Raw genomic sequence first — 12,110 nt, 5'->3', positions numbered from 1 at the left:
AAGAGTGCGGGCTGCGCTGCGTCTACCACGGCTGGAAGTTCGACACCCAGGGCAACTGCGTCGACATGCCCTCCGAGCCGCCGTACTCCAAGTTCCGGCTGCGCGTCTCGATCAAGGCCTACCCGACCTACGAGGCCGGCGGCATCGTCTTCGCCTACCTCGGCCCGGTCCGCGAGATGCCCGCGCCGCCGGACTACGAGTGGATGCGCGCCCCGGCGAGCCACCTCGGCGTCTCCAAGACCGGCGAGCACTGCAACTACCTGCAGGCGATCGAGGGCGGCATCGACACCGCCCACATCTCCTTCGCGCACAACAACGATCTCTCGAACACCCGCGCCCTCTCGCGGATGGACACCCATCCCGAGCTCGAGGTGGACGACCACCCGTGGGGCTTCACCTACGCTGGGATCCGCACGGTTGCCGACGACACCCAGTACGTGCGCGTCTATCAGTTCGTGATGCCCAACCAGCAGATGCGGCCGACGATCCTGAACGGCTCCAAGGGCCTCACCGGCGAGCGCAACGCCTGCCCGACGCTGAACGGCCACATGTGGGTGCCGATCGACGACGAGAACGTCTGTGTCTACAACTTGAAGTACACGATCGACGACGCCGTCGGCTTCACCGCCGAGGAGTTCGCGCGCGGCGAGCATGCGGCGGGGCGCGGGCCGGAGGACTACATCCCCGGCACCTACTGGCTGAGGTCGAACAAGTCCAACGACTACAAGATCGACCGCGAGGTGCAGCGGACGAAGACCTTCACCGGCATCCACGGGGTGAACACCCAGGACTTCGCGCTGCAGTCCGCCCTCGGCGGCGGCTACATCGTCGACCGCTCCAAGGAGGCGCTCGGCTCCACCGACCGCGCCATCCAGGCATGCCGCCGCCTGCTCCTCGAGGCCGCGGACGACGTCGAGGCGGGCCGGCCACTGCGCGGCAGCGACCCCGAGGCCTATCGCCACATCCGCTCCTCGGAGGCGCTCATCCCCCGTGGCGTGCCGTGGCGGGACGCGACCAAGGAGATCGTGCAGGCGTTCTGGTAGAACCGGACCCGCGCGCGGCCCCGCGGCCGCGCTCCACGTCTCCCGGCGCGCTGCCGGGCAAGGAGGAGAAATGGCCAACCTGGAGCTGAGCTTCTCGATCGGGCGCAACCCCCGGTCGAACCCGATCCTCACCGGTGAGGTGAAGCCGGAGGGCATCGACCTCCACCCGAGCAGCATCCACCCCTCGGAGCTGTTCTGGCGCCAGCTCGGCTACCAGGAGTTCCAGGCCTCGGAGATGTCGATGTCGAGCCTGTTGATCGCCCTCGCGCACGGCATCGACACCTGGGTCGGCGTGCCGATCTTCACCTCGCGTCAGTTCTTCCACACCGGCGTCCTCGTGCGCGAGGGCTCGGGGATCACCAAGCCCGAGGAGCTGCACGGCAAGCGCGTCGGCGTCCCGGAGTACCAGCAGACCGCCGCCCTGTGGGCGCGCGGCATCCTCAGCGACGAGTACGGCGTCGACCCCAAGCAGATCCACTGGGTGATGGAGCGGCCGCCCGAGCGGAGCCACGGTGGCGCCACCGGCTTCGACCCCGCGACGATCGGCATCGACCTCTCCTACATGCCGAGCGACACCGACATGGGCGAGATGATCGTGGACGGCGAGCTCGACGCCTGCCTCCTCTACATCGCCGGCGGCAACAACCTCGTCGACCGCTCGAGCCGCCCCCTCGGTGAGCCCGGCTCGGGCGCCACCCGCCTCTTCGACCGCCGCGCCGAGGCCTCCCGCTACTTCAAGAAGACGGGCCTCTACCCGGTCAACCACTGCGTGGCCGTCCGCCGCGACGTCGTCGAGGCCAACCCCTGGGTTCCGGTCGCGCTCTACGAGGCCTTCGTCGAGGCGAAGAACCTCGCCGCCCGCCGCACCCTCGCGGGGGTGGAGGGCTTCGTCGAGCTCGGCCTCATCTCCGAGTCGGCCGAGGCCGACCTCCTCGGCACGGACCTCTTCCCCTACGGGATCAAGGCCAACGGCCACCTGCTCGAGACGATCACCCGCTTCAGCTACGAGCAGGGTCTCTCGGGGCGGCTCCTCACCATCGAGGACATCTTCCACCCCTCGACGCTCGAACTCTGAGCCGCGAGCAGCGCCAGCTGACGCTGGCACCGCCGCAGCCGCGGCAGGAGAGGGACGGGGCACGCCGGCGCGCGGCGGGGAGCGGGGGGTACCCCCTGCTGCTCATCGGCGTCTTCGCGCTCGCCTTCAACCTGCGCGCCGCGGTGACGAGCCTGCCGCCGATCTTCCTCGACCTCGAGCACCGGGTCGGCATCTCGCCGACGACGGTCACCGTCCTCGCCGCAATCCCGCTCCTCGGCTTCAGCCTCTGCACCCTGCTCGCCGCGCCCGCGGCGCGCCGCCTCGGGGAGGAGCGCGTCCTCGCCCTCGCGACACTTGTCCTCGCGGCGGGCCTGCTCATGCGCGGCGCCGACCCCCGCCTGCTCCTGCTCCCGGGGACGGCGGTCGCCACCGGGGCGATCTCGCTGTTGAACGTGCTGCTCTCGAGCCTCATCAAGCGCCGCTACCCCGAGCGCGCCGGCATCCTGCTCGGCCTCTACCTCACCGCCCTGTACCTCGGCTCGATCTGCGGGGCGGCGCTCTCGGTGCCGATCCTGCACGGGGCGAACTCGGTCCGACTCTCGCTCTCGCTGTGGGCGGGCACGGCGCTCGTCGCCTTCTTCGTGTGGATCCCCCAGCTCCGCCGTGGGCGCCTCGCACCGGCACCGGTCATCCACCTCCCCGTCTACCGGAGCGCCCTCGCCTGGCAGGTCGCCTCCTTCATGGGGTTGCAGAGCCTCACCTACTACGCGACCGTCTCCTGGCTGCCGACGATGCTGCGCGAGCGCGGCCTCTCCGCGGGCCACGCCGGCCTCCTCGCCGCCGCCCTCTCCCTCGGCGGCCTCGCGACGGCGTTCGGGATCCCGCTCCTCGCGCACCGCCGCACCGACCACCGCTCGCTCGTCGGCTGGAACGTCGCCCTCTGCGTCGGCGCGACGGTCGGCGCCTTCCTCGCGCCCCTCGGCGCGGTGCCTTTCTTCATCGTCGCCCTCGGCTTCGGCCAGGGGGCGACGCTCGCCCTCGCGCTCTACTTCTTCATCGCCCGCAGCCCCTCGGCCGCAGCCGCGGCCTCGCTCTCGGCGATGTCGCAGGGCTTCGGCTACCTCCTCGCGGCGAGCGGCCCGCTGATCGTCGGCCTCGTGCACTCCGCACTCGGGAGCTGGACGGTGCCGATGCTCATCCTCCTTGCCTTCCTCGTGCTCGAGGGCGTCGCCGGCCTGCTCGCCGCCCGCCCCCGCACCCTCCCCCTCCTCGTCCCGGCGGGCGCGGGGGAGCGCAGCGCCGGGCCGGGGGGCGAGTGACCGGCGAGGGCCGGCCCGCGCCGGCGCTCCGTCTCCACCGGGCCAAGGATCTCGCCGCGCTCGCCGACGGGGAGCCCTTCGACTTCGTGGTGGTGGGCGGTGGGGGAGCGGGCGCGGCGGCGGCGATCGAGGCCAATGACCGCGGCGCCTCGGTGCTCGTCGTCGAGAAGATGGCGACCGCGGGCGGGAGCACCGAGGTCTCGGGCGGCTCGCTGCGCCTCGTCGTCGACGCCGAGGCGGCGAAGGAGCATCTCGAGCACCTCTCGGGGGGCACGACACCGAGGGAGGTGATCGATGCCTTCGTCGAAGCGCTCGTCGCCCTCCCCGAGTGGGTGCGGGCGCACGGTGGTGAGCTCGACCCGTGGAACGACGAGGGGGTGCTCGGCCGCTTCTTCCCCGTCGGTGGCCCCCCGCAGTACCGCCACCTCCCGCTCACCTACTCGATCGACGCCCGCGCCCACGTCCGCCCCGAGCGCCCGGGCCGCAGCGGCGGCGCCGCGCTGTGGGACTTCCTCGCCCGCAACCTCGCCGAGCGCGAGGTGCCGGTGGCGCTCGGCGCCCGCGCCACCCGCCTCGTGCAGGCCTTCCCCGAGCGCGCCGTGACCGGCGTCGAGGCGGCGGTGCCGGGCGGCAGCGTGCACCTCGCGGCGAAGGTGGCGGTGCTCCTCTGCTGCGGCGGCTTCTCCCAGGACGCGGCGCTGAAGCTCCAGTACTTCGGGGTCGACGTGCCCGCCGCCTCGCCGCCGGGGAGGGCGACGGGGGACGGGATCCACATGGCGCAGGACGTCGGCGCGGACCTCTGGCACATGACGGCTCCGGCGGGGAACCTCGGCTTCAGCGCACCCGGCCTCGACCCCGCGCTGCGCCTGCAGATGCCGGACTTCGGCTTCGTGATGGTCGACCAGCTCGGCCGCCGCTACAGCTGCGAGACCTCGCTCGAGGCGCACAGCGCGGCCCGCGCCATGATGGCCCCCGACCAACACCACGCGACCTTCGTGCGCGCCCCCTCCTACCTCGTCTTCGACGCGACGACACTCGCCGCCGGGAGGATCGGCTCGGCGGGCCCGGCGCACCGCTGGAGCGAGGACAACGCGGACGAGGTCGGGCGCGGCTGGATCCGGCGGGCGGAGGACCTCGCGACGCTGGCCGGCCTCCTCGGCCTCCCGGCCGGCGAGCTGCAGCAGAGCGTCACCGAGTACAACCGCGCCGCCGCCTCGGGCACGGTCGACCCCTTCGGGCGCACCCCCGAGACGATGCGCCCGATCAGCGGGCCGCCCTTCTACGCGATGGCCGTCTCACCGACCCTCGTGAACACCCAGGGCGGACCCCGCCGTGACGCACGCGGGCGGATCGTCCGTCCGGATGGCTCGCCGATCCCGGGCCTGTACGGCGCGGGGGAGCTCGGCTCGATCTGGAACCGCATGTATCCGAGCGGTGGCAACCTCGCCGAGGCGATGGTCTCCGGGCCGATGGCGGTGCGTCACGCCCTCGCGGCGAACTGAGCCGCGGGCCCGGCGCAGCACCCTCAGCTCGTCAGCTCAGCCCCAGACCTCGGTCGAGAGCTCGACGAGGCGGGCGAGCTTGCCCCACACCTTGGACTCCGCGGTCTCGTTGTGGAAGCCGCAGCGGGGGCAGAGGGCCACCTGCTCGATCGGCAGGTGCGCGGTGGCCTCGTCCAGGCGGCGCCGCAGGTAGTCGGGCGGCTCGACCTCGCCGTGGTTGCTCACCAGGCCGAGCACCGAGATCTTGTTCTTCGGCAGGTAGCGGAGCGACTCGAAGCCCCCCGCCTCCTCGCTGTCGTACTCGAGGAGGAAGCGGTCGAAGGCGAGCTCGCCGTAGAGCTGCTCGGCGATCGCGTCGTAGTGCCCCTGGCGGTGGAAGCCCGGGCCGCCCCGCCCGCCGCCGCCGCCCCGGCAGATGTGGATCGCGAAGGTGACGTCGGGGAAGGGGGCGCGCAGCGCGTTGTCGGCGGCGATGCTGCGCCCCAGGTTCTCCGCCGGGTCCTCGCCGCGGCGGCGCATCCGCTCCGGCCACACCGGGTCGACGTAGGCGGTGTAGCCGGGCTCGTCGATCTGCACATAACGGCAGCCGGCGGCGACGACCGCGGCGATCATCTCCTGCTCGATCGCGACGACGTGGTCGACGAAGTCGTCGAGGCCGTCGTAGATGCCGGTCGAGTCCTCGTGGGCGAAGCGCTGGGCGATGCGGTCGGGGCCGACCAGGGTGACCTTCACCGGGGCGTCGGTGAGCGAGGAGCTGCGGAGGTACTCCTCGAGGATGACGTTGCGCACGAGCTGCAGGCGCGCGATCACCGGGCGCCGCTGCTCGATGGGGGGGCCGTTCACGCCACCGCCTGATTCGATGCGGTTCGCCGCCGGCCGGCCCGCCGCGGCCGCCGGCCCGGGCGTGGGGTAGGCGGCGGGGGGCGGGTAGTGCTGGGGCAGCGCGTCGTAGCCACTCACCGCGCTGCCGAAGCTCTCCTGGAAGTTGCGGCGGCTGAGCTCGCCATCGGTGAGGATCGGCAGGCCGATGGCCTGCTGGTTCGCGAGTACCGAGGCCACCGCGGCGCGGTGGTCGGCCTCAAGCTCGGCCGCCTCGAGCAGGCCGAGCTCGTAGGCCGTGTGGTGCTCCCGCAGCCAGGGGGGCACGGGGAGCCCCCCAACGTGGTCGACGCGCAGCGTCGAGAGCTCCCTCGACGCCGGCGAGCCGTCGGTGGTCAGGCCTCACCCCACAGGTCGTGTGCGACGCCCACGATCAGCTGCAGCTTCGCGACCTCCTCCTCGTAGCTGAGGACGTTGCCTTCGATCGTTGAGGAGAAGCCGCACTGCGGGGAGAGGCAGAGCTGCTCGAGGGGGACGTACTTCGCCGCCTCGAGAACGCGGGCACGCACCGCCGCCGGCTCCTCGAGGGCCCCGGACTTGGTGGTCACGAGGCCGAGGACGACCGTCTTCCCCGGTGGCACGAAGCGCAGCGGCTCGAAGCCGCCGGAGCGCTCGTCGTCGTACTCGAGGAAGAAGCCGTCGACGGCCAGCTCGCTGAAGAGCACCTCGGCGACGAAGTCGTAGCCTCCCTCGGCGGCCCACGAGGAGCGGAAGTTGCCGCGACAGAGGTGCGTGGTGACCGCCATCCCCGCGGGGCGGTCGGCGATCACCTCGTTCAGGTGGCCGATGTAGGTCTCGTGCTGGTGGAGCGGGTCCCCGCCCTGCGCGGCCATGAACTCGCGCTGCGCGGGGTCGTTCAGGTAGGCGAGGCTCGTGTCGTCAAACTGCAGGTAGTGGCAGCCGAGCTCGCCGAGGGCGGCGACCTCGGCGCGGTAGGCGCCGACGAGGTCGGCCCAGAAGCCCTCGATCTCGGGGTAGACGGAGCGGTCGATCGCCGCGGTGCCGCCCCGGTAGTGGACCATCGAGGGGGAGGGGATCGTGAGCTTCGGGGTCACGCCCGCAGCGACGTGCTCGCGCAGGAACGTGAAGGCGTCGGCGAAGATCGGCTGCGGGAGGTGGACCGGCTCGGTGACCGCGATCGCCGCGGTCTCGAAGTCGATCGCCTCGGTGGCGTTGCGGAACGAGATCGGGATCTTGCCGCTCGTCTGGTGGATCCCCCCGAGCTGGTAGATGAAGTCCATGTGCCAGGTCGTGCGGCGGAACTCGCCGTCGCTCGCGCTCTTCAGCCCGACCTCCTCCTGCATCGCGATCGCGTCGAGGACCGCCTGGTCCTCGACGGCGGCGAGCTCGGCGGCGTCGATCCGTCCGGCGGCGCGCGCCTCGCGTGCTGCACGCAGTGTGGCGGGGCGGAGCAGGCTCCCGACATGGTCGGCGCGGAAGGGGGGTGTCGTTCTCTCAGTCACGGGCATCCTTTCTCGGAGCCACTGACGTTACCGAGGCGCGGCTCACGTCGGTGGCTCGATCGGGGGACGCCCCTCGTGCAGGGCGAGCTCGACCCAGACGACCTTGCCGGGCGGGCGCTGCGCGACCCCGTAGGCGCTGCCGAACGCCTCGACGAGGAGCAGCCCCCGCCCCCGTTCGTCCTCGGGGGTGGGCTGGCGGCGGACGGGCGGCTGCGGGCTGTCGTCGCCGACTTCGACCCGCAACGCCTCGGAGCCGAGGTACACGGTGAGGTGGACGCGGCCCGTGCCGTGCTGGAAGGCGTTCGTCACGAGCTCGGAGACGACGTAGGCGGCGCGCTCGCGCAGCTCGCGGTCGCGTCCGATGAGCGCCGCGTCTATGGCGCGACGGGCACGCACGACGGCCGCCGCCTCGGGGGCAAGGAGGAGGTCGACGAGCGGACGGGCGGGCAGCCGGTCGCCGCCTTCCAGCCCACCCCGCGGAGGAGGGCGGTGCCATGCTGAGGTCAGTGCCCCGTCGCTCCCCCCTCGCAACCCACCATTGCGCGACTGCATTTTCGCACAGGGACTGCCTCCGGGCGGGACTCCTCGGGGTGCTGCTCCTCGCGCTCGCGGGCACCGAATCGGTGCCCGCCTCGGCGGCGCCGAGCCTTCCGGGGGCCGTCACCGCGCGCTGCGCGACCCCTGCCGCCTTCAGCGCGGCGCGCCTCGCGGCGGCGAGCCTCGTCGTCCCGGCCGACGAGTCCGACCTGGCGGCCGTCCTCCCCGAGGTGCGCGCCGGGGTGGGGGGAGTCCTCCTCCTCGGCAGCTCGGCGCCGGCGGACCTCGCGACCGAGCTCGCGCGCCTCGCCTCGGCGGCGCCGGGTGGCGTCGCGCCCTGGGTGATGCTCGACGAGGAGGGGGGCGCGGTGCAGCGCCTCGCCAACCTGGTCGGGGACCTTCCCGCGGCGCGCACCCTCGGTGCGAGCGACTCGCCAACCGAGATCCGCGCGCTCGCCACCACCCTCGGACGGCGGCTGCGGGCGCTCGGGGTGACGATGGACCTCGCCCCCGTCCTCGACGCCGACGGCGGCGCCGGGCCGAACGCGCGCGACGCCGACGGGACGCGCTCGTTCAGCGCCAACCCTGCGGTCGCGGCGGCGGACGGCATCGCCTTCGCGAAGGGCCTCCTCGCGGGGGGTGTCGTCCCGGTGGTGAAGCACTTTCCCGGCCTCGGCGGCGCGACCGGCAACACCGACCTCGTCGTCGCCTCGACCAAACCCTGGTCGCTCGAGCGCGAGAGCGGCCTCGTCCCCTTCGCCGACGCGGTGCGCGTCGGCCTGCCGGCGGTGATGGTGTCCGTCGCCGGCGTCCCCGGGCTCTCTTCGGAACCCGCGAGCCTCTCGGCGGCGGTCGTGGGCGGGGAGCTGCGGCACGGCCTCGGCTTCCACGGCCTCGTGCTCAGCGACTCGCTGTCCGCGGTCTCGGTCTCGGGGAGAGGCTTCACGCTCGCCAGGGGCGCCGTCGCGACGCTCGCGGCCGGAGGGGACCTCGTCCTCTACAACGCCACGGTCGCGGGGACCCAAGCGGTGACCACGACCCTCGAGCAGGCGATCGAAGGCGCGCTCGCGACGGGGAGGCTGCAGCGCAGCACGCTCGTCGCCGCCGCGGCCGAGAGCCTGCGGCTCCGCGGCGTCAGGAGCTGCTCGCGCTGAGCCCGCGACCAACGAGTGCATCGACGATCTCGCCGCGGGTCGCGAAGCAGCACTCGGGCGTGGTGGCGGCGAGCTCGAGGATCTCCGCGAGGGCGCGGGCGCCCGCCGGCCGCGCCGCCAGGTGCGCGTGCACGGTGACGTCGAGGTAGGCGGGGCGCCCCTCCCGCCGCAGCGCCCCCAGCAGGTAGGCGAAGCGCTCGAAGAGCTCGCGTGCCGGCGCGCCGTAGCGGACGAACAGCGGCAGGTCGTTGACGTCGAGGCCGAAGGGGAGGGCCGCGATCGGGCCGCCCGCCGTGTCCAGGAGGTAGGGGAGCTCGGCGTCGAAGACGTCGCCCGTCCAGCGGTAGCCCGCAGCGGCGAGGAGCGAGGCGGTGCGCCCGCTCGGCGTGCAGCGCGGGCTCATCCAGCCTACGGGTCGCACGCCCCCGGCGAGGGCGAGCGCCTCGGTGCTGCGCGCGATGTCGTCGCGCTCGGCCGCCTCGTCGAGGAGGGGGAGGAGCACGTCCTGGGACCAGGCGTGCGCGCACAGCTCGTGGCCGGCGGCGGTCACGGCGGCGATCGTCTCCGGGGCCGTTTCGGCGAGGATGCCGCTCGCGTACACCGAGGCGCGCACCCCGGCCGAGTCGAGCTGGTCGAGGAGCCGCCCGATCCCGGTGCGCGCGCCGTAGTCGCTCCACGACAGCGCCTGGTAGTCGAGGGCGCCCCCGCCGAGCGGGTTCCCCATCGGGCCGATCCCCGGGGCGCTGCCCGGCGACCACTGCTCGTACATCACGTTGACCACGACGGCGAGGCGCCGCCCCTCCGGCCAGCTGCCCATCTCGGCCACGCGCGCTCCCTTCCCCCCGGCGCCGGCGGCACCCGTCGCGCCACGGTACTTAACCCGTCGAAGTGAATGGCCCGGGCCGCTAGGATGGGTGGCGACGGACCACCGGCATCGGCCTGTGCGGCCGGCCGGGTGCGCCCGCATTCCGGAAACGAAGAAGCGACAAGGAGCTCGAATGGCTGAGGACGGACGCGTATTCGTCCGGGGCTTGACCTCGGAGGACTACAGCTTGAAGGACTGGCGGAAGCGCCAGCTCGCTGTCCCACGGGTGCGCGACGCGACCGGCGAGGACCACGGCAGCATCGCCGGCGCTGGCGGTTACTCGGGCTACGGCGACACCGAGGCGGGCGCCACGAACTCGGACCGCGGCATCACCTCCTGGGACCACATCGAGCCCGGTGACGACCCCTTCCTCACCCAGACGCTGAACGTCTACTTCCACGACTTCCCACCGCAGTCCTCCAACCGGGGCCACGGCCACCAGAACGAGGCCGGCTTCTACGTGCTGCGGGGCGCGGGCTACGAGATCCACGACGACAAGCGCTACGACTGGAAGAAGGGTGACTTCTTCGTCGTCCACACGGACTCGGTCCACCGCCACTTCAACCCGTACGACGAAGAAGCCCGCATCATGATCGTGAAGGCCAAGGCGACCTGGATGTTCATGGGCCTCATCCAGCAGGGCAGGAGCTACAACCCCTTCAAGAACGACGCCGACGCCTACGGCGAGCGCGAGGAGTGGGGCAAGATCTGGACGCCGGGCGTCCTCGACCGGATGAAGGTCGTCGACGGCGACGCCACGCCGTGGGTGATGACGCCCCTCGGCAAGGTGAAGGTCTTCTCCTCGCCGGAGCGGACCGACGTGCGGATGTTCTCCGTCGACGCCTTCGAGTGGGAGATCCCGGCCGGCTCAAAGTCCGGCAAGACCTGGAAGATGTCGGACGAGATCCTGCACATCATCTCGGGCTCGGGTTACTCGCTGCACTGGGAGGTCGAGGCCGAGATCGACGACAAGTACTACGCCCGCATCGCGAAGGAGCCGACCCGCCACGAGTTCAAGGCGGGCGACACCCTCTACGTGCCGCAGAACACCGTCACGCAGCACTTCTCCGCCGACGGGGAGCCGCTCGTGATGTTCTCGGGTCAGAACCGGGTCTTCAAGCACCTCGGTTACGACAACGTGCACGTCTTCGAGGCCGCCCCGGAGTACGCGGGCAAAGAGGAGCGGGTCGAGGCGACCGTCCAGGCCTGAGCTGCACCGCAACGCGACGATGCCCCCGGCTCGGGCCGGGGGCATCGTCGCGCGCGTCGTCGCGGGAGAGGCTCAGCTGGCGTTGCGCTCGCCTGCCCGGCGCGCCGCCTGCTCGTTCTGGGGGTGGGTGACGCGCGAGGCGATCGCCTCCGCCTCGGCGCGCGCCGTGGCCTCCCGGCCGGCGATGCTGCGGTCCGGCAGCGGCCAGTGGTCGTCGAGGATCCGTTGCGCCTCGGCGATCGCGTCCTGGCGGCGCTGCGCCGCCTCCTCGAGCTGGCGGCGGATCTGCTCCTTGCGCTCGAGGAGCATCGTGAAGTCGCGGTTCGCCTCGCTCACGCGCTCCACCAGGTAGGTCACGGCCTCGGGGATGTCATCGAGCTCGACGCGCCACGAGAGCAGCTCGGCGGTCTCGAACTGCGGGTTGGTCGAGGTGAAGGTGTGGCTGCCCTGGCGCTCGGGGCCCTTGGCCTGCGCGAAGCACTGGTACCAGGCCTTGTCGTCGGGGAGATCGAGGGTGAACTCCAGGCTGACGAGGTCACCGTCGACGTCGACGACCTTGTGGCCGATGAGGGTGACCGGGACCCACGCGGGGGCGATGCTCTCCGACGCATCTTCGGTCACCGCTCACCTCCCCAACGGCCGCCGGGTCGTGACGAGTGGTGTCGCGCCCGGACCCGGTCGACACTACCAACGGCGCCGTTCACAGGGCTCCCCCCACCGGCACCTCGGAACCGTCCGCTCTCGCCCGCGTAGGCTGTCGGCGAGGGCGGACGGCGCGGGCTCTCCGGAGGGAGCGGCAGATGGCGTGCAACGACAGCGGTGGCCGGGGGGCCACTCGGGAGATCGGCAGGCAGCATCGCTCGGGAGCGCCGCGGTGACCCTCCACTTCATTTTGAACGGTGAGGCCGTGAGCGCGGAGGCACCCGACGGCGCCCTGCTGCTCGACGTCGTCCGCGGCCTCGGCCGCACCGGTTCCAAGGAGGGCTGCTCGGTGGGTGTCTGCGGGCTGTGCACGATGCTCGTCGGTGAGCTGCCGGTGAGCTCGTGTCTCTACCTCGCGGCGATGGCAGACGGCGCCGAGGTGTGGACCGTCGAGGGTCTC

12 protein-coding genes are annotated in these 12,110 nt (G+C 72.4%); 7 read left to right on the top strand and 5 right to left on the bottom strand.

Annotated elements, in window-relative coordinates; genetic code table 11:
- From VNF07_09510 to VNF07_09495, 4 genes are all read left to right on the top strand, one after another.
- The coding region (locus VNF07_09510) for a Rieske 2Fe-2S domain-containing protein (protein HVB06464.1) at window positions 1-1,043 on the top strand (1,043 nt) is incomplete at its 5' end.
- 70 nt (window positions 1,044-1,113) lie between these two features.
- Window positions 1,114-2,118, top strand: a complete 1,005-nt coding sequence (locus tag VNF07_09505) for a hypothetical protein (protein ID HVB06463.1) — start codon at window positions 1,114-1,116, stop codon at window positions 2,116-2,118.
- Window positions 2,115-3,398 carry an MFS transporter gene (locus VNF07_09500; GenBank protein ID HVB06462.1) on the top strand — a complete coding sequence of 428 codons (1,284 nt, stop codon included), beginning with the start codon at window positions 2,115-2,117 and terminating at the stop codon, window positions 3,396-3,398. Before VNF07_09505 ends, VNF07_09500 begins: the two co-directional genes overlap by 4 nt.
- Window positions 3,395-4,900, top strand: coding sequence for an FAD-dependent oxidoreductase (locus tag VNF07_09495; protein HVB06461.1), 1,506 nt, complete (start codon window positions 3,395-3,397; stop codon window positions 4,898-4,900). Before VNF07_09500 ends, VNF07_09495 begins: the two co-directional genes overlap by 4 nt.
- Before the next feature lie 36 nt (window positions 4,901-4,936).
- On the opposite strand, the gene VNF07_09490 is transcribed toward VNF07_09495, so the two are convergent.
- The 3 genes from VNF07_09490 to VNF07_09480 form a co-directional block, all read right to left on the bottom strand.
- Window positions 4,937-6,046 (bottom strand): hypothetical protein, encoded by a 1,110-nt coding sequence (locus tag VNF07_09490; GenBank protein ID HVB06460.1) that lies wholly within the window; start codon window positions 6,044-6,046, stop codon window positions 4,937-4,939.
- A gap of 68 nt (window positions 6,047-6,114) precedes the next feature.
- A complete protein-coding gene (locus VNF07_09485) occupies window positions 6,115-7,242 on the bottom strand; it encodes a 5-methyltetrahydropteroyltriglutamate--homocysteine S-methyltransferase (GenBank protein HVB06459.1) in 1,128 nt (375 codons plus the stop codon).
- Between the two features lie 42 nt (window positions 7,243-7,284).
- Complete coding sequence (locus VNF07_09480; GenBank protein HVB06458.1) at window positions 7,285-7,794, bottom strand: ATP-binding protein; 510 nt, start codon at window positions 7,792-7,794, stop codon at window positions 7,285-7,287.
- Between the two features lie 38 nt (window positions 7,795-7,832).
- Here VNF07_09480 and VNF07_09475 point away from each other — a divergent pair, with 38 nt between their 5' ends.
- Entirely contained in the window at window positions 7,833-8,933 is a 1,101-nt protein-coding gene (locus VNF07_09475; GenBank protein HVB06457.1) for a glycoside hydrolase family 3 N-terminal domain-containing protein, read from the top strand.
- On the opposite strand, the gene VNF07_09470 is transcribed toward VNF07_09475, so the two are convergent.
- Entirely contained in the window at window positions 8,914-9,750 is an 837-nt protein-coding gene (locus tag VNF07_09470) for a polysaccharide deacetylase family protein (GenBank protein HVB06456.1), read from the bottom strand. The two genes, VNF07_09475 and VNF07_09470, sit on opposite strands and share 20 nt — an antisense overlap.
- Window positions 9,751-9,931: 181 nt before the next feature.
- Between VNF07_09470 and VNF07_09465 the strand changes: the two genes are divergently transcribed.
- The gene (locus VNF07_09465; GenBank protein ID HVB06455.1) at window positions 9,932-11,008 is read left to right on the top strand and encodes a cupin domain-containing protein; all 1,077 of its coding nucleotides are present in this window, start codon (window positions 9,932-9,934) and stop codon (window positions 11,006-11,008) included.
- Window positions 11,009-11,080: 72 nt separating this feature from the next.
- Here VNF07_09465 and VNF07_09460 read toward each other — a convergent pair whose 3' ends face one another.
- Window positions 11,081-11,629 carry a hypothetical protein gene (locus VNF07_09460; protein ID HVB06454.1) on the bottom strand — a complete coding sequence of 183 codons (549 nt, stop codon included), beginning with the start codon at window positions 11,627-11,629 and terminating at the stop codon, window positions 11,081-11,083.
- On the opposite strand from VNF07_09460, the gene VNF07_09455 reads away from it, so the two are divergent.
- A partial coding sequence (locus tag VNF07_09455; GenBank protein HVB06453.1) for a 2Fe-2S iron-sulfur cluster-binding protein occupies window positions 11,574-12,110 on the top strand: 537 nt, incomplete at its 3' end. The two genes, VNF07_09460 and VNF07_09455, sit on opposite strands and share 56 nt — an antisense overlap.

It is taken from the genome of Acidimicrobiales bacterium, assembly GCA_035533595.1.
In the GTDB taxonomy this organism is placed as follows: Bacteria; Actinomycetota; Acidimicrobiia; order Acidimicrobiales; family Bog-793; genus DATLTN01.
The sequence above is the reverse complement of the archived record's forward strand: the minus strand, read 5'-3'. Positions and strand labels throughout refer to the sequence as shown.

Coding starts and splice junctions, on each gene's coding strand:
- VNF07_09465 (HVB06455.1), top strand. CDS start 9,932: ATGGCTGAGGACGGACGCGTATTCGTCCGGGGCTTGACCTCGGAGGAC.
- VNF07_09505 (HVB06463.1), top strand. CDS start 1,114: ATGGCCAACCTGGAGCTGAGCTTCTCGATCGGGCGCAACCCCCGGTCG.
- VNF07_09480 (HVB06458.1), bottom strand. CDS start 7,794: ATGCAGTCGCGCAATGGTGGGTTGCGAGGGGGGAGCGACGGGGCACTG.
- VNF07_09470 (HVB06456.1), bottom strand. CDS start 9,750: ATGGGCAGCTGGCCGGAGGGGCGGCGCCTCGCCGTCGTGGTCAACGTG.